The following is a 21,609-nucleotide window of genomic DNA, read 5'->3' as shown; positions in this document are numbered from 1 at the left end:
AGGCATATTGCGGATCCGCGAGGCGGGAGCTTCCGATGTCATCATTACTTGGTGATGAACTCGCACACGCAGTTAGAACGAGCACGAGTGCGATGGGGAGGAAGAGTTGTTTCATCAATTCAGTCTCCTCGTTGAGGATTGACTTACGAATGCCGAGCAAACAGCCTCGGGCGCCCGTACAGGGGGGGGGCAGTACGCCCGAGGCTGCCGGCGGATCTGGTGGTTGCGAGAACAGGGAGTTGCCCCACCAGATCCTGACCTGCCATCGATTAGGTTGGCAGGCGTTCGGGAGCACGACTTTGTGGATGCGGTGCGAACCATTTGTAGACGGCCGGCAACACCAACAGGGTCAGGACGGTCGATGTGACCAGACCGCCGATAACCACCGCTGCAAGAGGTCGCTGGACCTCTGACCCGATACCGGATGCAAACAACAGCGGCATCAAACCGAGCCCGGTGGTCGTTGCCGTCATCAAGACGGGTTGCGCACGGCGCACCGCAGCCTCGACACTGAAGGCGTCGACATCCAGCCGCTCTTTGGCAAACCGGTCGAGGAAGGACACCAAGACCATGCCATTACCCAGAGCGATGCCGAACAGCGCGATGAAGCCCACAGAAGCTGGGACGGACAGGTTTTGCCCGGTCAGCCACAGCGCCGCGATACCTCCAACGAGAGCGAGCGGAATGTTCGCGATGATGAGCACTGCGCTCTTCAAGCGACCAAAGCTGAAAAGCAGAAGCAAGAACACAACCCCAAGCGTGACCGGAATCACGATTGCAAAACGTGCATTTGCTTGTTGCTGCAGCTCGAACTGGCCACCCCATTCGACAAAATAGCCAGGCGGCAATTCGATATTCGCAGCTACGGCACTTTGCCCTTCTGCCACAAACGAACCGATGTCGCGTTCGCGGACATTGGTTTGGATAGTGATGTACCGCTGTCCGTTTTCACGCGTGATCTGACGAGGTCCCTCGATCCGCTCGACCGTCGCAACCTGGCTTAGTGGTATAATTTCATCCCCCGGACCATTTAGAACAATCCGGCTGATGCGCTCGGCATTCAGACGATCTTGCTCGCGATAGCGAACGATAATGTCAAACCGTCGAACACCCTCGAAGACCTGCCCAGCTTGCGATCCACCGATCGCCGTTCGGACGACTGACAGGACATCTTCAACATTCAATCCAAATCGACTTATCGCTTCACGGTTCACAGTTATCCGGAGCTGGGGTGCCCCGGTTACCTGGTCTGTTTGCACATCAGCTGATCCGGAAACGTCACGAATGACGCCTGCAATCTGAGCAGCGTAGTCTTCGAGGACAGTCATATCCTCTCCGAAAAGCTTGATCGCTAGATCAGCTTTTGTGCCCGTCAGCAATTCGTCGGTAGCCGACGCAATTGGCTGAGTGAAGTTGAAACGTGCCCCAGGGAACGATTCGAAGCTCTCACTCATCATCGCTAGCAAAGCAGCTTGCGTTTCCGCGGTCTCCCATTGGTCACGAGGTGTGAGCGCCACGAAAGCTTCAGCACTGTTAACCGGGTCTGCGTGCGCACCAACTTCTCCGCGACCGATACGCGTAACGATACGCTCAACTTCAGGGAAGTTGGAAAGCAATTGCTGTTCAAAGCGTGTCACAGTCTCCCGGGCTTCCGGCAATGAAATTGACGGAGCCATGGTAAGCCGTACCAGCAAATCACCTTCGTTCATGCGTGGCGTGAACTCAGAACCCAATCGTGGGAAGATCGCACCGCCAACGATGAGCATGGCCGCAGCAAGTACGAGCGCGGCCCATCGCTTGTGCACAAAGAAGCGCACTAAAGGTGCAAATCGCCGTTCATAGAAGTCGGGCTTATCCAAACCCGACGAACGTTCCCCGACCTTCAGACCGAGCATTGATGCCGCCGGCGCAAGAAGGACGGCGAAAACCAATGACCCAGCCATAGCGAAGACAACAGAAAACGCTAATGGTCGAAACATTTTGCCTTCGACCCCTTCAAGGGTCAGGATCGGAACGAACACAACGACCACGATCAAGATTGCGAAAATGAGCGGTTGCAGCACTTCCGCACAGGCACTCGCAATAAGCGCGCGCTTGTCCTCGCTCTCTTTTGCTGCGGTCAGGATACGATTCGCGTTTTCTACAATGACGACCGCCCCATCCACCATCATTCCGATGGCGATAGCGATACCGCCAAGCGACATCAGATTTGCTGAGACGCCAAAAAACTGCATCGCGAGTAGTGCAAAACCGACAGAAAACGGAATTGAAGCGACAACGATTAGGCTTGGACGCCATCCTCGTAGGAAAAGAAACAAGATCACCGCCACGAGAAGTGCGCCTTGCCACAAAGCTGTGGTCATCGTTCGCACAGCGGCGCCAACCAACTCTGACTGATCATAGTATGGAACAGCCGTCACACCGGGCGGGAGAGCTTCATTAATCCTCTCCATCCGATCGTGAACGCGCGCAATCACTTCATTCGTGTTTGCACCGAGCAGCTTCAGCACGAGGCCAGCAACAACTTCACCCTGCCCGTCCATGGTCGCCATGCCCTGTCGAGGAGCGCCACCGATATCGATGTTTGCGATATCGCGAACGCGAACTGGCACGCCATCTTCGACCTTCACAATGATATCGGAAAGATCGTGGATGCCTTGAGCTAAGCCAACGGCTCGAACGGTATATTGCTCACTGTTCTCAATTAGGAACTGAGCGCCGGCATTGGCATTGTTGGACTCAACAGCGGTAACAATATCTTCGATCGCTAGTTGATATCGGAGCAATGCATCCGGTCGAACATTAATTTGATATTGTTGTTCGAACCCACCAAGAGACAGAACTTCTGTCACACCGCGGACTGTCTGAAGGTCGAATTTGACCTGCCAGTCCTGCAAGGTACGCAGCTGAACGCCGTCGAGGTTTTCATCCGATGTTTGCAGGAAATAGAAGAGAATTTGTCCAAGACCTGTGGTGATCGGTCCCATTCCGGGATCACCAAAACCTTCGGGGATCTCTTCCCTAGCTTGTTGTAGACGTTCACCAACGAGTTGGCGCGCCCAATAGATATCAACGCCATCCTCAAAGTAGATGTTCACGACAGACAAACCGAAGTTTGATGTCGACCTCACTTCGCGGAGCCGAGGTAGTCCATTCATGGACGTTTCTACCGGGAACGTGACATACCGCTCGACTTCTTCCGGTGCGAGGCCTTCCGTTTCTGTGAACACCTGCACGAGTGTCGGCGTGACATCAGGAAATGCGTCTACTGGCATGGTCCTGAATGTGACGATTCCGCCAATCAGAACGAAAGCAAATGCGAGAGCTGCGAGAAGCCGCCCTCCGGCAATGCGGTGAAGCAAACCGGTTAAGCCACCGGCCTGTTGTGAAGGATTAGTGCGCGTGTCCATCGTCGAACTCCCCCTTCTGTAATTCTGCTTTCAATGAGAACGATTGTGTCGTCGCGATCATCTCGCCCAGGCTGACGCCTGACAGGATTTCTGCGTACCGATCTGATCGTCGTCCTAGTCGGACCTCACGCACCTCAAATCCGTCAGATGTACGAACAAAGACCACGGTCTCACCTTCAACAGTTTGCAGCGCTGTAACGGGCACTCGAACGGTCGGCTGAGCATCAGAAGCCGCAGCAAATACCGTCACGAACATGCCGGGCCGCAGTCGGTCGCCGGGATTATCGATCACAATTCGAGCGCGACCGGTTCGCGTACGTTCGCCGATTTGAGGGCTCACGAAGTCAATTGATGATTCAATTGGCTGACCGCCATCACCGGGGTCAATTGAGACCGGTGCACCTGCGCGAATTCGACCCAGGTCAGCGCCATAAACCGCTGCATCGACCCAAACAGAGTCAGTGTCCGCAACAATAAACGCGGGCGGTTGCGCACCTTCTTCCAGCACTTCCCCGAGCACCGCGTGACGCTCAATAATTGTGCCTGAGATCGGAGCGGCCAACTCGTATCGTGTGAGCGAGACATCTGACGACGCCACCATTCGAGGAAGAGTCGAAACATCAACGCCCAGCGCATCAAGCTGCTGCCCGGCGCTTCGAACCTCTATTCGAGCCTCTTCAAGTGCTCGTCGGGCGTCCAGGAAATCCTGTTCAGCTGAAATTTGGCGCTCCCATAAGCGCTCCTCTCGCTCGAAGGAGCTTTCGGCGAGATCCAGTCTGGCCCGTGCCGAAAGGTAAGACGCTTTCGCGTCGGCGAGCGGGCGACTGTTAAGCACCGCCAGGACATCGCCAGCCTCAACCCGATCACCTTCTGCTACCGCGACACTGCGGACGATGCCGGATACGCGGGGCGTTACGTGAGCCAAATGGTTTTGGTCAAAACCGACTTCAGCGGGCAACTCCAATATTCCGTCGACCGCACCGTTCGTCACCGCAGAAACAACGATACCGAGTTCAGATATTTGATTTGCGTTGAGGTGGACTTCAACGCTCTCGCTGTGCTCGTCCTCATCCGCATGATCATTTTCGTCAGCTCGATCGGCACCGTCTTCATGGTCGCTGCCTTCTTCATGACCATCATCATCTGAATGATCATCGCCATGGTCTTCGTCGCCAAGGTCCTCGGCGTCCGAGTGTTCCTCACCCTCAGCGTGGTCATCGTGCCCGCGGTCGGATGCCAGATCACTAGCCGCGCTGGCCTGCTCCCTGTTTTGGTTTTGTTCGCTCTGATTGTCAGGTGAACATGCCGCTAGAGCCAGAACGCTGGCCGTAATCAGCAGGAGATTTATTTTGTTATTGGTCATTGTACTGCCTCCTCTGGGTTGGTTTCGACCAGGCGATTGAGTTGCGGAGCACCCGCAAGGGCATCAAGCTCGATTGCCGCACGCGCCAACTCGGCGCGAGCAGAGATCAAGTCCACTCGAACGTCGAAATACGACCGCTGGATATCCAAGAAATTTAGGACATCGAGCGCGCCCTCCCGATACGCCTCTTGAGCGGCTCCAAGCGCGCTTTCCGAGGCAGGAAGGATGCTGTCGTTGAGTTGAGTGTAAGTCGATTGAGCACGTGCGAAACGACCTGCGGACGAAGCGTACTGGGCGATCAGTGATCGTCTCATGACCTCTTCGTTCAGTCGCGCCGCGTTTTCTCGCGAGGCAGCCGCAGCCACGCCGCCCTGATTGCGGTTCACGACTGGAATAGGGATTTCTAGCGTCGCGACAAAAGCCGTTTCGTCAGTACCACCAAACCGTCGCACACCTGCGCCTACGGTAACGTCGGGAATTGCTCCCGCGCGCTCTCGGCGGATTTCTTGGCCTCGCGCACGGGTTACTGCTCTAAGCTGAACGAGCTCCGGGTTGTTCGCGATCCAATCCGTAGGCTGAGCGTCGGAGTAGGCGGTAAGGTCAAAAGCCTGAAGCGGTGGCGTCAGCTCACCGTTGATCACGGCTCCGGACCATATCGCAACAAGTTGCGCATTGGCTGCTAACTGAGCTCCAGAGGCATCGTTTGCCGCAATCGTTGCCAACCCAACCAGCATTTCCGCACGGTTGCGCTCAATTGGCGAAGCTCGACCAGCCTCGACCCTTGCTTGGATCGCATCGGCCGAATTGTTGGCTATCTCCAACAACTCCATTCGCAATGACAGAGTTTCAGAGGCCGCCTGTGCTTCGACATACGCCTGCGCTGTGCTCGCCAAGAGACGAGTGCGCTGGAGTGCCAGATCTGACCTTGCGGCGAGAGCCCAGGCGCTTGCTGCCTCGCGAGCACGCCCGCGATCACCGCCCAGTGGGATCGTTTGATTGATTGACAGGGTCGTATCGGCATCGCCGAGGCCTCCCCGGTCGCCCCCAAACTCCTCTACTTCTGCTCCAAGAGTGGGGTTATCCCAAAGTCCGGCTTGAAGCGCCTCGGCTTCAGCAGCTCGTATTTCCTCGCGAGCTGCGCTGGTGATTGGATTGTTTTCCAGTGCGAGATTTAGTGCACCAGATAGGTTTAGTGAGTCTGACGAGGCAGTTTGGGCCTCAGCAGCGCTAATGGAGACTCCGGCTAGCACAATTGCTGCCACAGCGCTCCGCCCTAGCCAGTTTGGCCAGGCGACAAATTTTGAGTTCATTTAATACAGATTCCGATTTTTAGTTTCAGTTAGACAAAGTGGTCAGACTGAATTCTCAATCGGTGGTTGGAATGGCGGCTCAAGAGCCCGTGACGACATTCGGTCGCCCGTAAAATAGTATTTTTGATCGGAGGAACTAACCGCGACACCAATTACGAGCAAACGGCCGTCGACCATATGGTGACAAACGCCGCACCCATGGATCGCATGGTTCCCATGCTCTCTGTCGGGCGCTTCAGCTGGCTCTTCAACCATGGTGAGGTCGGAATGATGGTCGTGTTCAGGCGCAACACTAGCAACGCCCTCGCCACCCATGGCGAGGAACAGCATCAGCACCAAAAACAGTTTCACGGCTCCATTCATTCTTGGAGCCTATCGCAGATGAACAACAATAAAAAGAAAAATTTCAGCACCATCACTTCAAGTGTTATAAAATATCGTCACATTTGCAGTAAAACTAAATACAGAAACCGATTATATTAATATTGCGTGACGCAGACAGAATGATGCATAATGTTCACATATTTTAACTCTTTCAACCGGGAACTTCCCGAAAGGACATAATTGGGCTTTTCGCCGCGCTCGCTTTTGGATCGTGAAGGCAATCGCCTTTACCTGACCCCGTTCGAACGTCGTCGTTTTCTCATTGTCGCTGGAGAGTATGCCGAGCCCTGGCGCACGCTTGCTGAGTTCCTCACATTTTCTGGATGCCGCATATCCGAAGCGCTTGCAGTTCGAGCATCTCACATTGATCTAGAATCCAATTTAGTAGCGGTCGAAACCCTCAAGCAGAGAACGAGAGGGATTTGGCGGCAAGTTCCCTTGGATAGCGGTTTCGTTTTGGCAGTGAACAAGCGCTTTAGGTTGCGGCCCCTTCAGCACCTTGGCGCCGGCGCAAGTTTGCTTTGGCCAATAGGTCGAACGTCCGCTTACAATCACATCAAAACAATCATGGCGGCGGCTGAGATCGTTGGGCCCCAAGCCACGCCCAAAGGGCTTCGTCATACCTTTGGGACCCACGCGATGCTCCAGGGCGTGCCTATCACCTTAGTGAAAAAATGGATGGGGCACGCTCGACTACAAACAACCGAAATCTACTTGGATGTAATTGGTCCTGAAGAACGAGACCTTGCCCGAAAGATGTGGGTTAGCACGCCGTATCAAGAATAATCCTGGAAGGCTGTCCGCTGAACAAAATGCATCATTCTGTTCAACCCCGAACTGCAGTTCGGAGTGCGAGGTGCGTCCATGGCCGAGGCTTCTTCCAACGATCTTTCCCCACAAGAGCTGATCGCAAAGTACCGCGGGTATTACTTTTTCCTTCAGATGCGAACGCTCGTTGTGGGCGCCACCCTGATCACCGCCGCGGCAGCATTTTTTCCGGAACGCCAAATTGTTGCAATGATCGCGGCAGCGGCAGTGTTTGATCTGTACCGATTTTTCAAGGGATCCTGGCTGCATCATCAAGAGACCGGCCGCTGGCGGGATTCAGCGATCGGGGATCTAAACCGGTATTTCTTAGCGTCATCGCCGCGCAGGTGGCTCGAGTACGCCCTAATTGCCCTACCAGCAAACGCTGCCTTCACATACCTCCTCCTCGGCGGATCGTCGGACGCGATACAGAATCTCGGAACTCACACACTAAATGTTCTTACAGAAGCCGTCGGCTTGGTCGCCGGAGAGGTGTCGGATCTAACTGCCGGGCTGGCTTCGCTTGTTGTTGATATCGGCTTCGTCGGCGCACTTGAATACATCGCGGCGCGGTGGCTTTTTTCGAAAAGAAAGTTGATTTTCAAAGAGAAGACTTGAAATTCCCACGCACAACACCAATAATATCCGTATACGGATGAAACAATTATAGGTGATGTATGACATATGGGTTTTTTGAAATTCTTTGGCGTTCCGGAAGGAATGACTGCTGCTGAAGCACGAGCACTACAAAAACTTGAGGCTCGAGGCGTGGCGCCTGAGACCGTTGCTTCTGCAGAGGTGAAGGCCGAAGCCACATTGGCTGACGACGATGGTGTCGAGGTTGGTGGCTAATGACTGGTCATATAGGGACACGATACGGGGGATACTATGAACTCCCCGGCACAGACGATTTCGCATACGTCGATATGCGGCGACCGCAATGGTTTGAGCCCCACCCAAAACTAACCGGGCTTCGCCTTGCCATCTTCCGAATTGCTCGCCGTCTTTGCCAACGCCAGAGCATTTGGTTCAGCCCTTCCTGGTTCAGCAATTATTATCGCAAGCACGGCGTGCCGCCGCTTAAGCCACATCAAACCTACATGCACTACGACAAAATTTTCTACACCGGCGAAGTCCCTGTACTGCTGCCACCATTGAATGAATAACGCTTAAATGGCAGTTTCGACGCTCACACGGGAGCGTCGATTTTGGCTGACAAAAACACCACACGTAGAGATCTAGAAGAACTCGTCCGGGTCGCCCAAACACGCGAAAAGACAGCTCGCAATCATCTCAATGCGGCAATGGAAGCAAACCGCCAAAATCCTGCTCAGGGGAAGACCCCCGCAGCCAAACAAACGGAAGACCGACTAACCCGCGAGTATCGCGCGGCTCAGCAGAAAACCAAATCTGAAGAACTCAATCTGCTGACCTTCGACCGCATCGCAGCGCGTAAGCGCCAGAAAGAGGTCCAGAAAGAACGCGAGCTCAAGGAGATCGGTGACACTCAACATCGAGAGGCAGGAAAACCTGCACGCGGCTTTCGCAGACGCGGCAGAAGCTTCGACCGCGAACGTTAGGCCTCAACCGCGCTTCCACGTGCTGTAGAGGCCTTCCAGAAGCTCAAACTGATAGTGCGGTAGCTTCGTGGCCAGGATCGGCCGCCGATTTCGGATGAAGACAAACTGGAGCTCCTCCGGCAATGCTCGGACGTCCGACGCTGTCGCGATCTTCCACTTGGTGTAGCGGTGATTGATACGATCAGCTTCGTGTTCCAGGTTCGTGACCCTCGATCTTGAGCTACTTGTACCACTCGAGTTGTTATCTGAGCGGTTCGTGCTGAAGCCGGATGAGTATTGGTTTGATGAATTGCTTCCTGACGAAGAGCCAGTGTTGGACGATTGGCCGGTTTGGTCGGTGATCGATCCCGCATTGTAGTACCCGCGGGCATAGTAATGCTGAAGGGTCTCGCTCGTTTCCCCCAAAAGCCGCTCGACGTAAGCCGCAGTATCCGGATCGTTGACGCCAAAGAATGACGTCGCCCCCGCATTGGCAGGGAAATTCTGCCAGGCTTCACCGTAAATCGATTTGAGTTGCCCAATGCTCTGTGCGAATGGCCATAGCTGAACACCATACCCGGCCAAATACGCAAGCCCATTGGCGATTGGCGTCATTTCACCGAGCGCCGGAAACTCGTCGAGCAGGAACAAAACCGAACAAGGTGGCTTCCGCCGCCATCCTGGCTCCTCCACCCAATCACCGACACGAGTCAGCTCGACCGCAGCAAGTCCCGTCATCATGCGCAACACGCTTCGATACTCGTTGAGATACTCAGGGGGGATGATCACATAAATCGTCGTTGGAGCCGGGCCCTCGTCGATCGGTCGGCACATTGACTTCTTAAGGTCGGAGAAGCGAAAATCACTCCGGTCGGTCGCGCTCAGCAGCCGATCAGATAACCAGATCTGCATACCTGCTCGACAGGTTGAGAGAATGCTACTGGCCACCTTTTCGTGGTGACCCAAAAACGCCGTCGCGAGTGCGTGCAGAGGCCGATAATTGATGCTCTCCGCGTAGACCTGCATCGTCACGAACTCTCGTTCGATGCCGGTCATATCTTCTTCGTCATCACCGACATAAAGCACATCGACGACAGAACGCATCGTCCGCGCGTCTGACGCGTAACCATTGCGGCAAACCACATACATCAAGATGGATGTGAGGATATTGCGGGCCTCTAGATCCCAGTATTCGTCTTTCGATTTCCCGGTCTTCGGAAGCAGCATTTCCGCGAGCAGCCGACAGTCCTCGAAAGTGTCTGGCGTCGGCCCACCATTGTCGGCAGTTCTGACGAAATCCAGCGGATTATACCGATCCGTTTGTTCTTCGAAGGGTGAGAACTTGATCACCTTGGCTCCGGGAAACATCTGTGCCCGGTGCTCGCCGGTAATGTCGTAGTTTTCACCCTTGATATCGATGACAAACGCGCTGCCGGCATAGAACAACAAGTTCGGAATAATCTGGCTGACACCTTTGCCGGTTCGCGTTGGCGCGATCGTCAGCAGGTGGCCTGCGTCAGGAAATTCTAGAACCCCGGCATCTTGCGACGGCGCCCCGTCCTCACCCATCGACAATACGCCGAGAAACGGACGCTTGCCCTGAGGGTAGTCATAAACCAGAGGCGAGGCCTCAGACCGCGCCTCACTTGCTCCAAGTAGCGCGTTGAATCGCTGCGTTTCACGCCAATCGGGTGTTCGGTGCCAGCGGGTTTGCCAATAATCCCGCCAGAGATCTGCGTATTGCTCGACGTTCGTCTTCGACTGGAAAAGGGAGGCAGTCATTGTGCTGCCTCCACCTCGCTCTGATCATCCAGAGCCTCTTCCGATCGCGAGTCTTCCTCGCGTAAACTCCAAAGAGCAGCAAACCGATTGGCATGTTGATGCGATGCCATAGCTTGCCGGTGCGCTTCCTCTTCGCGATTTTCGTCAAGCACGGCACCGCGAAGCCGGGCCGGCGAAAACGCCTCCCATTCGTCCTCAGGCCCAGATAGCCCCCGCAGAAGGCCAGTGAGTAGATCAGCCGGATAGTCTTCAAGAAACTTGCGGTCGAAACGATAATCTACAAAGCCATATCGGTAGAGTTTAAGACGTTTGGGTTCCGGTGTTTTTTTGGCTGTTGCGTTGGTGCGCGGAGCATCACCGGTCTTTGAGATTACGACAGGGCGAATATCCCGCGGAAGCGATAGATACGCGCTAGCAATCGGATCGGCGAAATGAGGATCCATTTCCAGCTCTTTGGAGGCTGCAGCCCACAAACCGAACGGGTCATAGAGAACCGGGAATGACGGACGTAGCCGCTTTTTGATCTCACCTTCCAGCCAGGCAAAATCGCCAGATATCTTCGTACCGAAGTCATTGTCCAAGCTCCCGTTCCAAAGCGGCGTCTCGGCGTTCTCGTAGAGGAATAGTTTTGCGTTGAACTCTTCGAAGCGCGTCACTGGGTCACGAGGCTCAGGGAACACGTGCACGCCCTTTGTGGGCGGCTCCTTCCCGAGTTCGGCTTTTACCCGGGGAACATTGCCAGGCTCGGCGTTCGTCGGTGCGGGCTGTGCCGGCTTTGGTGGCACTGCCTCGGGCTCGCTCGGCATCATCTCGCCGAGTTTCTTCCAAGCCCGCTTCAACCAAAGAATAATTGGGTGATTTTTGGTTTTCGGATGAACAAAGAGCGTTATGGCTCCGCCTACAAACACAACAAAAAGTACCAGTTCCATGGAACGCCTCAACACGAAGGAATGGGTGAGGACGCCATCTAACCGAGATTAGCTCATATTATCTAGTTAAAATTGTGAATATGGCACTGCGCACTTACGGAGTGTTTCGGCGCGCAATAGCTACCCAATCAATCCAGCCTAAGCGATTGGCATTTCGTTGGCCGTGCTTGGTCAAATAGAAATCTAGGTGGGCGCAGGTTTCTTGGGTGATAGCGGCAACGACTTCATCGTGACGCCGCGAAACCTCTTTGTCCGCCAAGGTAACGACTACGCGCCAGTCCGGACGACTAGCGTTGGGCGTTTGCTGTTCAAGCCAGACAGACGTGCTGGTTGAATTGTAGTCCCGGCGGGATACGTAAATACGCGCATTCTTGTCGGCGCTACGCGGGCGCCAATAGCTCAATCTAATCATAATCAAAGCATGGGGACCTAATTAGTGGCCTACCATACCTATGAGGAGGTAGAGGCCTATTGGCCCCAGAAAATATGGACCTCCTCAAACCCCTCAGTCACAACATCAATCTCACCACCAAGCTGAAGCGAACGAGCCATAGCCTCGTAGTCGATGTAATACGCAAGCTGTTCCGGAATCTCATACCATTGCTCCGCACATTCTTCGGCGAAGGCAGCGACCGAGGTGTAGCATCCGGCATAGCGCTCAAGCATTGATCGGGCCGCTGAGAGGTCACCGAACGAGTCCTTTAGTGTGACAGCTGCTAACGTGCCGTGCTCAGCGAGAAACGAGGCGATCTCGGACACGTCTGGCAGGCCGGCATACTCGCTAATGAAGGCACCACCGAAATCCTCGTAGTCGTGGATCGCATATTCCTCAGCGCCTGCGATAGGCGATGCGGCTAGCATGGAGTTCACTTGATCCTGCAGCTCGCTCACGCCCTGTGTGGCGTCGATCCAGGCCCCATGCAGGTAGCCATTATTGTATGCCGCCAGGCAGGCAACATAAATTCGTGGTTCAAAATCGGTCGTCATTGATCTGTCTCCTGTTTGAGACCGTGTTCATTCACGGCCTGTTGGAGAGCGAGCAGCCGACACCGGATGAGCGGCGCACCTCGTTAGAGGCGCTCCAAAGGAGCGACGTTGAAGGCGATGTTTCTTGGGTGGGCGGGGAAATGAGCGCAGCTCATGGCGAAGAAACCTCACCGCAGGCGTTGCGCCTAGCTCAGCCGGGTCGGCAGGGTTCCAATTGTAAGGCCGGTGTGACCGAATTCACGGAGCGGATCTGCTTACGGCAATGGAGCCAGACCTTATTGCTGTTTGAAAGAAGATGATGCGGACGGCGGGCCCGCACCCGCATGACCTTGAGGCCAAAGGTTTCTCTTACCCGCTACGGCTGTCGCCGCCCCTCGCTAGTCGGAAACGTATCCACTCCATAGCGGGGCAGATTGAACGTCAGACTTTGAGCATGCCTCAAAGCTATTCTCGACGTTACCTCGGAGTCCATAGGCAGAGCTTTCATCGCGCCAACGGCGCAGCTCTGGTGCGGAAAGGGTTCTCTTTCCGCCGGAATTTTCTGAGTGAAATGATGATGGTGCGGGTGGTCGGACTCGAACCGACACGTCCTAGGGACACCAGATTTTGAGTCTGGCGCGTCTACCAGTTCCGCCACACCCGCACGAGTGGGACCGTGTTTACACTAGTTCCAAATGAAGGCAACAATATATGTTAGTGAGAATAAATTGCAATATTTAGTTTTCTTTGCTTTTCGTTTTCTTGACTTTTCTCACATTTACTGCGGCTGCATTAATGCTGTTTGCGATATGGGCGGCGTAATACTTCTCGATCATCTCCACACTCGTCCTGCAATTCTTCGCAACCTGATAGATGTCCGCTCCTTCGGAAAGGCGCATTGAGATGTAGGTATGGCGCAAAGAGTAGGCGGTTCGGCGCTGCCCTTCGCGATCGAATTTGAGATCCTCTTCATCCAAGATCGAATTCAAAAGCTCATTATGACTCTTCGGGAACAACAGCTCCGTGGGTGCGCCGTTGTTTCGCTTTTGAAGTCTCTCAAATGGCCTGACCGCACCTGGCATACTTTTACAGTACCCAACGCCTCGTTTACCGCGCACCGAAATAAGTAGAATTACCTCTTCAGTGTCTTGGTCTTCAACGATCTCGACGTCCCGATACTCCAGCCGCTTGATTTCATCTGGCCGGAGACCGGTATTGGCCATGAGCAGCACGTAGTCGTGCAACTGCTCTGCCGACCAGCGGTGGTTCTTTCGCGTCGCGGCACCAATGCGCCGGCGCGTTGCCTCATATAGTCGCTTGTACTCGTCGGGCGCGAACCACGCGCGTCGGGTAATTTTCTTGTTCGTCGCATAGGGCTGGGACAAGTCGGGCAATCTATCGAGCCACCCATGGCGCACCGCCGTTTTGAGAACTTGGCGCAGCGCGACAATCTCTTGGTGGATTGTATTATGATGCGGCCGCTTCCCTGAATGCTCCTTCTTCTGATTGTGCCGTTTGACCGAGAATGATTGCCGATGGATTCGGTATTCTTGGATGAGCCCAGCGGTAACTTCAGAAAGCCCTCGGGTGCCGAAGTAGGGGATGATGTAGTTATCCAGCTTCCTCATCATTCCGGTCACGTACGTTTCGGCTCGCTGACCTTCCGTGATGACCAGATACTCACGCCTGAATTGCTCCGCAGCGTGTTTGAAGGATTTTTCGTTTTTAAGGAGACCGTCTCGCGCACGCCCCCTCAAGCCGAGATACCAATCCTCGGCGATTTCCTTCGCGAGCGACAGGCTCTCTTCGCCGGTACTTTTTCGCCGGTTTTGGCCCTTCAAATAGGCAGAACACTGCCAGAGCTTGCTGTTCTCGCGCTTATAGAGGTGAAGCTTTCCACCAAACAACGTGTGCTTATTTGTCATACAGCAACAATACCAGAAGTTGCGTATCTGAGCAAATTTATGTGTAACACATGCGTAAGGGTTTTTGGGGAATGCGATTTGAGAATTTGGCTGTTAATGTGTTGTTTTTATTATGTTTTTTGGATCTATAATTTTGAATACAAAATCTTTTGAATCCGTCGCGTCTACCAATTCCGCCACAGGGGCCCTGTGTCCGCCGTCCGGACCTGCTCATGCAGGCCGTGCGGGGCGGGGAAATTCGGAGGCGCAAGCTGCCCATCCGGCCTGCCCCTGTCAACAACCCATTCCGCTTGGCCCGCATGCAGGCTGCGGCTAGGTTCGCTGCCAATCCGGGACGGAAGACCATATGACCGACACGACTTCGCCACGCGGCCTGATCGGCACGCTCGAACTGATCGCCGACACGGCGCCAGACGACGGACTCAGCCTGGGCGAGTTCGTGGATGCGCTCGGCGAGCAGGCCTTCGGTGTGATCCTGTTTGCCATGGCCCTGCCGGTCTGCATTCCCTTCCTGTACGGCGTGCCGCAGGTGATGGCGCTGCCGATGATGGCGCTGTCGGCACAGATGGCGATGGGTCGGCCCGAGCCGTGGCTGCCCGCCAGCTTCAAGGCCCGCCGGATCGAAAAGACCGGCCTCGTGCGGATGGCCCGCGGCGGACGGAAATGGTTCGGCTGGCTGGAGGCGCTGGCCCGGCCCCGCCTGACCGGATTGTCCGGACCCACCGCCGAACGCCTTGTCGGCGCGGTTTTCGTGCTGTTCTGCGCCTCGATCCTGGTCCCCTTGCCGCTGACCAACTCGACCCCCGGTGTGGCGCTGGTGATCGGATCGCTGGGCCTTCTCACCCGCGACGGTCTTCTGGTGCTGGCCGGGCTGGTCCTGGGCATTGCCTGGATCGCGCTGCTGATCACATTGTTTTCATTCTTCGGCGGCGCCGCAGCGGATGTATTGAAAGACTTCATCCGGTCACTGCTGTGATCGCAGGCAATCTGTGTGCGCATTGGTCGCGGTGCGCATGAGAGGTGATCCCGCAATGATGCATTTCATGAACCCGGTCCTGTCCCAATTCCCGCTGACACGCTGGCCGCTCCTGCTGGCCGGTGGGTCGCTCGCCCTGATGCTGGGCGCTTGGGGCTTTGAATATATCGGCGGCTATGAGCCGTGCGCCCTGTGTTACGATCAGCGCCACATCCATATGACCGTGATCGCACTCGGCCTGGTATCCGGCATCGCGCTCATCCTGCGTCCCTCGCTGGCCAAATTCGCGCCCTGGATGATCTTCGTGATCGCCGCGGTCCTGATCTACTCGGCCGGCTTTGCCGGCTGGCATGCCGGCGTCGAGTATGGCTGGTGGGACGGTCCCGAGACCTGCACCACCAGTGGCGGCATTCCCGAAGTTGATCTGTCGTGTATCCTCAATGGCACCGATTGCGGGCCGATCGTGCTGTGCGACGAGGCGGCCTGGACCCTGCTGGGTATTTCCATGGCCGGTTTCAATGCGATCATCTCCGCCGCCATGGCCGTTCTGGCCGTTCTGGTCGGCTATAAGGGTCTGAAATCATGACAGCCGGTCGCGACGCCGACACCTTCACCCCGCCCCTCCCCGGCAAGCGCCGCAATGCCCGCCGTGTCGAGGAAATGGTCCGGGTCGACCATGCCGGCGAATATGGTGCGGTGGCGATCTACCAGGGTCAGCGAGCGGTCTTCAAAGGCCTGCCCCACAAGGCCCGCATCGCGCGGCAGCTGGAGGAGATGGAGGCCGATGAACAGCACCATCTCGACACGTTCGACCGGCTGATCTTCGAGCGCAATACCCGCCCGACGGCCCTCGCCCCGATCTGGGATGTGGCCGGTCATGCACTCGGCGCCGCCACCGCCTTGATGGGCGAGAAGGCCGCCCATGCCTGCACCGAAGCCGTCGAAAGCGTGATCGAACAGCATTATGCCGGCCAGATCGAGGAGCTCCGCGCCATGGGCGAGGACGAGCTGGCCGACCTGTTCACGAAATTCCGCGAGGAAGAGCTCGAACACCGCGACCTCGCCATCGAGGAAGGCGCCAAACAGGCGCCGGGCTATGCCCTGCTGTCAAAGGCGATCGAAGCCGGCTGCCGGGTTGCGATCAAGGTGTCCGAGCGGATTTAGGCGCTCGCCTCACCGCCCGCCATCGTCACCAGTTTCGCCACCGTGTTCATATTGCGGGCGGTACCGGTCTTCGCCGCTGGCACGACCAGTTTCGACTGGCCCATGCCGTCACCATAATGGATGTAGATCTCGCGCTTGCCAGCGGCGACCCGCTCGCCGGCCTGATGCTTCAGCGTGTCCGACAGATCATCCGGCGGAGCGGTGTCGAGGAAGAGCACAACGCAGCGATTGCCCGGCGCGTCCGGAAACGGATTGGCTGCGAACACGGCCTGCATCTCGTCCGGTGTCCGCATGATCACGCCGACCGGCTTGCCGGCATAGTCCTGCAGGGCCGCCTCCAGCGCCTCACCGGCCTGCGCCGTGGTCAGATTGCTCTCGAACACGAGATTGCCGGAGGCGATATAGGTGCGCGGGTTTTCAAACCCGATCCGCACCGCCATCGATTTGAGTTCGGCCATGGGAAGTTTGCGGGTGCCACCGACATTGACGGCGCGCAGCAGGGCGATGTGGGTGGTCATGGCGTTCCCGGACAATCAGCGTTCCAGCTCGATATCCCAGTAGAGATAGTCCAGCCAGCTTTCGTGCAGGAATTTCGGCGGGAATTTGCGGCCCTGGGCCTGCAGCTCATGCATGGACGGCCGTTGCGGCGGACGCGGCAGCGGCATGCTGGCCTCGCGCGGCGAACGGCCACCCTTTTTCAGATTGCAGGGACCACAGGCGGCGACAATGTTTTCCCAGCTGGTCTTGCCCCCCGCCCGACGCGGGATGACATGGTCGAAGGTCAGCTGGTCGACACCATGCTTGCCGCAATACACACATTTGAAGCCGTCGCGGAGCCAGACATTGTATCGCGTGAAGGCCGGTGTGCGGTCCTGGGTGACATAGTCGCGCAGGGCGATGACGGAGGGCACATGCATCTCGAAACTGGGCGAATGCACGACCTCGTCATAATGCGAGACCACGGCGACCCGTTCCAGGAAGACATTCTTGATCGCCTCCTGCCAGGACCAGGTCGACAAGGGCCAATAGCTCAAAGGCTGATAGTCCGCATTCAGGACCAGACAGGGCCATCCCTGCGGCGCCCGATCAAGCACCTGCATGGCGACCTCCCTCGCTGCGACCGGTCCCTACCGGTCGGTCGGGACAGATCGGGAGGGGGTGGGTATCCCGGACGAACGTCCTGAAAGCACACCTCCCGTCGCACGCAAGAGGCGGATTCGTTTCTACGAATCATTTCGCTTCCCGCGCTTGAACGGAAGTTACTCCTGTTCGCGTGTCAGTCCTATGACGGCGTCGCGAATCCTCGATGACGGTCTATCAGTGTGGCTCAGCGGTAACGCCCGGCCAGCGCATTGCCGATGAAACGCTTGCCGATGTCCAGCCCGTCTTCACCGATCGAATGCGGCAGGCCCTGGGAGATATGCCATTGCGCGCCATGACCGGCGGCGGCCAGGTTTTCCAGCGCATCAAACATGAAGCCCAGCGGCAGGACCTGGTCCTGGTCGCCATGCACCAGCATGATCGGCGGTTTGGAGCGCATCTCTTCCTTCAGGCGTTCACCACCCGGCAAGGCCCCGGAAAACCCCATAATGCCGGCAATCGGCCGCTCACGCCGCAGGCCGGTCGCGAGCGACAACATGGTCCCCTGCGAGAAGCCGCACAGCACCAGATCATTTTCGGTCAGGCCGTAACGGGTGAGTTCCTGGTCGATAAAGGCATCGACAATGGGCCAGGCGGTCGCGGCGCCGGCCTCGATGCGCTGCGGATCGAGATTGGAGATCGGGAACCATTGATAGCCGTCCGGCGCGCCCGGCACCGGGTCCGGCGCATTCGGCGACACCCATTGCACATGCGGCAGATCCCGCGCCCAGTGCTGCCCCAGCCCGATCAGATCCTTCCCGTTCGAGCCATAGCCATGCAGGAAGATCACCAGTTTTTTCGGCGTCGATCCGTCGCGCGGCGCGAGGCGCGGTCCGTCAATGGGTCGGGTCATGATGGGCTCCGTATTCGCAGCCAACTGGATAGAGGGATGCGGGGGCCGCGGGCAAGGGGTGGAGTGGGCTGTGGGCAGCCTCCTGCATATTCGCGACATTCCGGACGCATGCCCCGCAAAAGCGGGGCGGAGATCCGGGACCTATACACTCGATGTCTGCCGCGCTGATGCCAATGGGTCCCGGATCTGCGACCTGCTTTCGCAGGCCTCCGTCCGGGATGACAAATCGCCCTGACTCTGCCTCACTCCCACCATGACTTTCACCACCCGTTTCGCGCCCTCGCCCACCGGGCATTTGCACATCGGCCATGCCTTCTCGGCCTGGACGGCGTTTCGCGCGGCGTGTGAGGCGGAGGGGCGGTTCATCCTGCGGATGGAGGATATCGATACCGTCCGCTGCAAGCGGAAATTCGAGCAGGTGATCCTGGACGATCTGATCTGGCTGGGGCTGGATTGGGAAGAGCCGGTGCGGCGGCAGTCGGAGCATTTCTCCGAGTATGACGCAGTGCTTGAGCGCCTGCGCGGGCTGGGCGTCGTCTATCGCTGTTTCAAGACACGGCGGGAAATCATGGAGGATATTGCCCGGGCGCCGCACGAGGTCGGCGAGGTCTATCGTGGGCCGCTCAAACCGATGAGTGCGGACGAAGAGGCGGCGCGCGTTGACGCAGGCGAGGCCTTCGCCTGGCGGCTGTCGCAGAGCCATTGCCGTGATGTTCTGGGCGCGCGCTTCGGCGAGATGCGTTTCATTGAGGACGACAAGGGCGAACAAACCGCCGACCCGGCGCCGCTGGGCGATGTCGTCCTGGCGCGCAAGGATGTCGGGACCAGCTATCATATCGCCGCGGTGCATGATGACGCGCTGCAGGGCATCAGCCATGTCATCCGCGGCGAGGATTTGCGCGCCATGACACCGCTGCATGTATTGCTTCAGACCCTGCTCGGCCTGCCGACCCCGGTCTACCGCCATCACCGCCTGCTGCTGGACGAGACCGGCGAGCGTTTTGCCAAACGCAACAGGTCCGCGACACTGAAATCCCTGCGCGAAAGCGGCGTTTCTCCGGACCAAGTGCGGGCGCGGTTCAGCGATTAGGGCGCCCGCCTCGCCAACTCCTCCCGCTCGAGAACGCGGGTCAGAGCGCCGTCCCGCCAGACATATTCCCGCACCGATACCCGGCTGCCGGCGCTGCCCGCGAACACGCCCTGGCGGACCACAAAGCGGGCCTCCTGATAATCGGTGCGGGTGGAGATCTCATTGCCCGACATCAACCAGATGACCTGATAATCGGCGCCGTCCGACATCAGGGCCGGAAAGGCACAGATCGACCCGCCACAGAAATAGGCGACCGCGGACCCCAGTTCGCTGCGGCATTGCAGGTCCTGCGTGGCAATGGCGAAGTCGGGCTGGCGGTCATCATTGATGTATCCAACCACACGCGGCGCCGCTTCGATCGCTGCGTTGCTGCAGGCGAGATCGCCATCACTCATCGTGCGCAGATGCGTCTGGAACGCGGCCAGTGCGGCCGCCGGCAGCCCCGCCTCGTCAGGCAGGGGCGCGGGATCGCGCGAACAGCCAACCACGGCCAGTACAGCGGCAAGGCTGAGTACCGGGACCGGGCGGAACAAAATTGCCAGTCGTCTCGTGCGCATGCGCGTCATCCTCGAACGCGCCCCCTCTGCGACCCTCAGACTAGCCCTGCCGTCACTGCCTTCACAAGGCCATATGCCGCACTTGTGATGCCGCCCGCCCGCTAGGCAGGCGGGCCGCAACGCGCTATGTGGCGATCATGTTTGTCAAAGACCTGTGGTATTTCGGCGCCCTCGCCAGCGAGCTCAAGCCGGGCCAGCATCTCCATCGCGAGTTGCTGGGCCAGCCGATCCTGTTCGGCCGCGACCATGACGGCAAAGCCTATGCCCTCAAGGATATCTGCCCGCATCGCGGCATTCTCCTGTCCGGCGGCGAAGCGCAGAACCATGATGGCGAGACCCAGGTCGAATGCCCCTATCATGGCTGGCGTTTCCGCACGGACGGGTCGTGCGCCGCCATCCCCTCGCTAACCGCCGACCAGGCCGAGGCGATGGACCTGACCAAGATCCGCGTCCGCCGCTTTCCGGTGCATGAGGACCAGGGCCTGATTTGGATCTGGTATGCCGACGAGGTCAATGTCGACGCCGCGCCCGGGATCGACCCGCCCAAGCTGGATATTCCCGACGGCCACAAGCCGAAACTCGTCGTCCATGACGTCTTCAACTGCCATGTCGACCATGCGGTGATCGGCCTGATGGACCCGGCCCACATCCCCTATATTCACCGCCAATGGTGGTGGCGCTCGGCCAAGTCGGTGCACGAGAAGACCAAGAAATTCGGACCCGTCGAGCGCGGCTTCTCCATGCTGCCGCACGTGCCGTCGAAGAATTCCTATCTCTATTCCCTGATGGGCGAGCCGCAGACCGAGATCCGCTTCCAGCTGCCCGGCCTGCGCACCGAATATGTGAAGGCCGGCGGCAAGCATTTCACCGGTTTCACCGCCGTCACGCCAACCAATGAAAACTCGACCGCGATCACCATCGTCGTCTACTGGGATCACTGGCTGCCATCGATCGTGCCCAACCCGGTGATCCGCAAGGGCATCGAGACCTTTGTCGGCCAGGACCGCGATGCGGTTAACGCCCAGCAGGTCGGCCTCGCCTATGATCCCAAGCTGATGCTGATCCATGACAGCGACGTGCAGGCGAAATGGTATTTCGCCCTCAAGCGCGCCTGGGACAAGCATCGCGAGACCGGCGAACCCTTCAAGAACCCTGTACGCGCAGCGGAACTGCGCTGGAGAAGCTGATGGATACCTTCCTCACAGGCCTGCTCTACATCGCCATGCTGGCCGTCCTGGTCACGCTCGGCTTCGGCGTTTTCAACATGTACCGCTCGGACGACAAGGCGCGCTCGCGCTCGAACAAGCTGATGCGCCTGCGCGTGGTGCTGCAATTCGCTGCCGTGCTGATCATCATCGCGATCTTCCTGGTGAAGGAAAATTTCGGCGGTTGAG

At 57.5% G+C, this 21,609-nt stretch carries 22 protein-coding genes and 1 tRNA gene; 10 read left to right on the top strand and 13 right to left on the bottom strand.

Annotated elements, in window-relative coordinates:
- Window positions 1-269: 269 nt before the first annotated feature.
- The 4 genes from AWH62_RS14880 to AWH62_RS16895 are packed head-to-tail and all read right to left on the bottom strand — an operon-like array spanning window position 270 to window position 6,434.
- Window positions 270-3,410: an efflux RND transporter permease subunit gene (locus AWH62_RS14880; protein WP_075191294.1), complete on the bottom strand. Its 3,141-nt coding sequence runs from the start codon at window positions 3,408-3,410 to the stop codon at window positions 270-272.
- Entirely contained in the window at window positions 3,394-4,773 is a 1,380-nt protein-coding gene (locus AWH62_RS14875) for an efflux RND transporter periplasmic adaptor subunit (protein ID WP_075191293.1), read from the bottom strand. Before AWH62_RS14875 ends, AWH62_RS14880 begins: the two co-directional genes overlap by 17 nt.
- The gene (locus tag AWH62_RS14870) at window positions 4,770-6,083 is read right to left on the bottom strand and encodes a TolC family protein (protein ID WP_011644276.1); all 1,314 of its coding nucleotides are present in this window, start codon (window positions 6,081-6,083) and stop codon (window positions 4,770-4,772) included. The genes AWH62_RS14875 and AWH62_RS14870 overlap by 4 nt, the downstream gene beginning before the upstream one ends.
- Window positions 6,084-6,125: 42 nt before the next feature.
- Entirely contained in the window at window positions 6,126-6,434 is a 309-nt protein-coding gene (locus tag AWH62_RS16895) for a hypothetical protein (RefSeq protein ID WP_143743088.1), read from the bottom strand.
- A gap of 213 nt (window positions 6,435-6,647) precedes the next feature.
- Between AWH62_RS16895 and AWH62_RS14860 the strand changes: the two genes are divergently transcribed.
- From AWH62_RS14860 to AWH62_RS16890, 4 genes are all read left to right on the top strand, one after another.
- A complete protein-coding gene (locus tag AWH62_RS14860; RefSeq protein ID WP_011644277.1) occupies window positions 6,648-7,253 on the top strand; it encodes a site-specific integrase in 606 nt (201 codons plus the stop codon).
- 78 nt (window positions 7,254-7,331) lie between these two features.
- Window positions 7,332-7,892 (top strand): hypothetical protein, encoded by a 561-nt coding sequence (locus AWH62_RS14855; protein ID WP_041636976.1) that lies wholly within the window; start codon window positions 7,332-7,334, stop codon window positions 7,890-7,892.
- A 66-nt stretch (window positions 7,893-7,958) separates the two neighbouring features.
- Window positions 7,959-8,126: a hypothetical protein gene (locus AWH62_RS17040; protein ID WP_158025645.1), complete on the top strand. Its 168-nt coding sequence runs from the start codon at window positions 7,959-7,961 to the stop codon at window positions 8,124-8,126.
- Window positions 8,127-8,482: 356 nt separating this feature from the next.
- Entirely contained in the window at window positions 8,483-8,854 is a 372-nt protein-coding gene (locus AWH62_RS16890; RefSeq protein ID WP_011644278.1) for a hypothetical protein, read from the top strand.
- 3 nt (window positions 8,855-8,857) lie between these two features.
- Here AWH62_RS16890 and AWH62_RS14850 read toward each other — a convergent pair whose 3' ends face one another.
- The 5 genes from AWH62_RS14850 to AWH62_RS14825 all read right to left on the bottom strand — a co-directional run bounded on the left by AWH62_RS14850 (window position 8,858) and on the right by AWH62_RS14825 (window position 14,435).
- Entirely contained in the window at window positions 8,858-10,615 is a 1,758-nt protein-coding gene (locus tag AWH62_RS14850) for a type IV secretory system conjugative DNA transfer family protein (protein WP_011644279.1), read from the bottom strand.
- Window positions 10,612-11,544, bottom strand: a complete 933-nt coding sequence (locus AWH62_RS14845; protein WP_075191291.1) for a hypothetical protein — start codon at window positions 11,542-11,544, stop codon at window positions 10,612-10,614. The genes AWH62_RS14850 and AWH62_RS14845 overlap by 4 nt, the downstream gene beginning before the upstream one ends.
- A gap of 468 nt (window positions 11,545-12,012) precedes the next feature.
- Window positions 12,013-12,531 (bottom strand): antirestriction protein ArdA, encoded by a 519-nt coding sequence (locus AWH62_RS14840; RefSeq protein WP_075191290.1) that lies wholly within the window; start codon window positions 12,529-12,531, stop codon window positions 12,013-12,015.
- A gap of 557 nt (window positions 12,532-13,088) precedes the next feature.
- Window positions 13,089-13,174: transfer RNA gene (locus AWH62_RS14830), tRNA-Leu, on the bottom strand.
- Window positions 13,175-13,247: 73 nt separating this feature from the next.
- Window positions 13,248-14,435, bottom strand: coding sequence for a phage integrase SAM-like domain-containing protein (locus AWH62_RS14825; protein ID WP_075191288.1), 1,188 nt, complete (start codon window positions 14,433-14,435; stop codon window positions 13,248-13,250).
- 346 nt (window positions 14,436-14,781) lie between these two features.
- Here AWH62_RS14825 and AWH62_RS14820 point away from each other — a divergent pair, with 346 nt between their 5' ends.
- From AWH62_RS14820 to AWH62_RS14810, 3 genes are read left to right on the top strand one after another with little or no spacing between them, the layout of a single operon-like run.
- The gene (locus AWH62_RS14820) at window positions 14,782-15,411 is read left to right on the top strand and encodes an exopolysaccharide biosynthesis protein (RefSeq protein ID WP_075191287.1); all 630 of its coding nucleotides are present in this window, start codon (window positions 14,782-14,784) and stop codon (window positions 15,409-15,411) included.
- Window positions 15,412-15,466: 55 nt separating this feature from the next.
- Window positions 15,467-15,997: a disulfide bond formation protein B gene (locus AWH62_RS14815; protein ID WP_158025644.1), complete on the top strand. Its 531-nt coding sequence runs from the start codon at window positions 15,467-15,469 to the stop codon at window positions 15,995-15,997.
- The gene (locus tag AWH62_RS14810) at window positions 15,994-16,575 is read left to right on the top strand and encodes a demethoxyubiquinone hydroxylase family protein (protein WP_075191286.1); all 582 of its coding nucleotides are present in this window, start codon (window positions 15,994-15,996) and stop codon (window positions 16,573-16,575) included. Before AWH62_RS14815 ends, AWH62_RS14810 begins: the two co-directional genes overlap by 4 nt.
- On the opposite strand, the gene AWH62_RS14805 is transcribed toward AWH62_RS14810, so the two are convergent.
- The 3 genes from AWH62_RS14805 to AWH62_RS14795 all read right to left on the bottom strand — a co-directional run bounded on the left by AWH62_RS14805 (window position 16,572) and on the right by AWH62_RS14795 (window position 18,568).
- Complete coding sequence (locus tag AWH62_RS14805) at window positions 16,572-17,093, bottom strand: DUF1697 domain-containing protein (protein ID WP_075191285.1); 522 nt, start codon at window positions 17,091-17,093, stop codon at window positions 16,572-16,574. The two genes, AWH62_RS14810 and AWH62_RS14805, sit on opposite strands and share 4 nt — an antisense overlap.
- Window positions 17,094-17,108: 15 nt before the next feature.
- A complete protein-coding gene (locus AWH62_RS14800) occupies window positions 17,109-17,675 on the bottom strand; it encodes an HNH endonuclease (RefSeq protein ID WP_075191284.1) in 567 nt (188 codons plus the stop codon).
- A 227-nt stretch (window positions 17,676-17,902) separates the two neighbouring features.
- Window positions 17,903-18,568, bottom strand: a complete 666-nt coding sequence (locus tag AWH62_RS14795) for an alpha/beta hydrolase (protein WP_075191283.1) — start codon at window positions 18,566-18,568, stop codon at window positions 17,903-17,905.
- 253 nt (window positions 18,569-18,821) lie between these two features.
- On the opposite strand from AWH62_RS14795, the gene gluQRS reads away from it, so the two are divergent.
- On the top strand, window positions 18,822-19,658 hold the full coding sequence (gene gluQRS, locus AWH62_RS14785) for a tRNA glutamyl-Q(34) synthetase GluQRS (protein ID WP_075191281.1): 837 nt from the start codon (window positions 18,822-18,824) through the stop codon (window positions 19,656-19,658).
- On the opposite strand, the gene AWH62_RS14780 is transcribed toward gluQRS, so the two are convergent.
- Complete coding sequence (locus AWH62_RS14780) at window positions 19,655-20,215, bottom strand: hypothetical protein (protein WP_143743087.1); 561 nt, start codon at window positions 20,213-20,215, stop codon at window positions 19,655-19,657. The two genes, gluQRS and AWH62_RS14780, sit on opposite strands and share 4 nt — an antisense overlap.
- A gap of 137 nt (window positions 20,216-20,352) precedes the next feature.
- Between AWH62_RS14780 and AWH62_RS14775 the strand changes: the two genes are divergently transcribed.
- Both AWH62_RS14775 and AWH62_RS14770 read left to right on the top strand, forming a co-directional pair.
- The gene (locus AWH62_RS14775; protein WP_075191279.1) at window positions 20,353-21,402 is read left to right on the top strand and encodes a Rieske 2Fe-2S domain-containing protein; all 1,050 of its coding nucleotides are present in this window, start codon (window positions 20,353-20,355) and stop codon (window positions 21,400-21,402) included.
- Window positions 21,402-21,608, top strand: a complete 207-nt coding sequence (locus tag AWH62_RS14770) for a twin transmembrane helix small protein (protein ID WP_075191278.1) — start codon at window positions 21,402-21,404, stop codon at window positions 21,606-21,608. Before AWH62_RS14775 ends, AWH62_RS14770 begins: the two co-directional genes overlap by 1 nt.
- The last annotated feature ends 1 nt before the right edge of the window (window position 21,609 follow it).

It is taken from the genome of Maricaulis sp. W15 (assembly GCF_001924955.1).
In the GTDB taxonomy this organism is placed as follows: Bacteria; Pseudomonadota; Alphaproteobacteria; order Caulobacterales; family Maricaulaceae; genus Maricaulis; species Maricaulis maris.
The sequence above is the reverse complement of the archived record's forward strand: the minus strand, read 5'-3'. Positions and strand labels throughout refer to the sequence as shown.

Excerpts from the sequence above, each read along its gene's own strand:
- AWH62_RS14880 (WP_075191294.1), bottom strand. The coding sequence starts at position 3,410 with ATGGACACGCGCACTAATCCTTCACAACAGGCCGGTGGCTTAACCGGT.
- AWH62_RS14875 (WP_075191293.1), bottom strand. The coding sequence starts at position 4,773 with ATGACCAATAACAAAATAAATCTCCTGCTGATTACGGCCAGCGTTCTG.
- AWH62_RS14870 (WP_011644276.1), bottom strand. The coding sequence starts at position 6,083 with ATGAACTCAAAATTTGTCGCCTGGCCAAACTGGCTAGGGCGGAGCGCT.
- AWH62_RS14855 (WP_041636976.1), top strand. The coding sequence starts at position 7,332 with ATGGCCGAGGCTTCTTCCAACGATCTTTCCCCACAAGAGCTGATCGCA.
- AWH62_RS17040 (WP_158025645.1), top strand. The coding sequence starts at position 7,959 with ATGGGTTTTTTGAAATTCTTTGGCGTTCCGGAAGGAATGACTGCTGCT.
- AWH62_RS14850 (WP_011644279.1), bottom strand. The coding sequence starts at position 10,615 with ATGACTGCCTCCCTTTTCCAGTCGAAGACGAACGTCGAGCAATACGCA.
- AWH62_RS14845 (WP_075191291.1), bottom strand. The coding sequence starts at position 11,544 with ATGGAACTGGTACTTTTTGTTGTGTTTGTAGGCGGAGCCATAACGCTC.
- AWH62_RS14840 (WP_075191290.1), bottom strand. The coding sequence starts at position 12,531 with ATGACGACCGATTTTGAACCACGAATTTATGTTGCCTGCCTGGCGGCA.
- AWH62_RS14825 (WP_075191288.1), bottom strand. The coding sequence starts at position 14,435 with ATGACAAATAAGCACACGTTGTTTGGTGGAAAGCTTCACCTCTATAAG.
- AWH62_RS14820 (WP_075191287.1), top strand. The coding sequence starts at position 14,782 with ATGACCGACACGACTTCGCCACGCGGCCTGATCGGCACGCTCGAACTG.
- AWH62_RS14815 (WP_158025644.1), top strand. The coding sequence starts at position 15,467 with ATGATGCATTTCATGAACCCGGTCCTGTCCCAATTCCCGCTGACACGC.
- AWH62_RS14810 (WP_075191286.1), top strand. The coding sequence starts at position 15,994 with ATGACAGCCGGTCGCGACGCCGACACCTTCACCCCGCCCCTCCCCGGC.
- AWH62_RS14805 (WP_075191285.1), bottom strand. The coding sequence starts at position 17,093 with ATGACCACCCACATCGCCCTGCTGCGCGCCGTCAATGTCGGTGGCACC.
- AWH62_RS14800 (WP_075191284.1), bottom strand. The coding sequence starts at position 17,675 with ATGCAGGTGCTTGATCGGGCGCCGCAGGGATGGCCCTGTCTGGTCCTG.
- AWH62_RS14795 (WP_075191283.1), bottom strand. The coding sequence starts at position 18,568 with ATGACCCGACCCATTGACGGACCGCGCCTCGCGCCGCGCGACGGATCG.
- gluQRS (WP_075191281.1), top strand. The coding sequence starts at position 18,822 with ATGACTTTCACCACCCGTTTCGCGCCCTCGCCCACCGGGCATTTGCAC.
- AWH62_RS14780 (WP_143743087.1), bottom strand. The coding sequence starts at position 20,215 with ATGCGCACGAGACGACTGGCAATTTTGTTCCGCCCGGTCCCGGTACTC.
- AWH62_RS14775 (WP_075191279.1), top strand. The coding sequence starts at position 20,353 with ATGTTTGTCAAAGACCTGTGGTATTTCGGCGCCCTCGCCAGCGAGCTC.
- AWH62_RS14770 (WP_075191278.1), top strand. The coding sequence starts at position 21,402 with ATGGATACCTTCCTCACAGGCCTGCTCTACATCGCCATGCTGGCCGTC.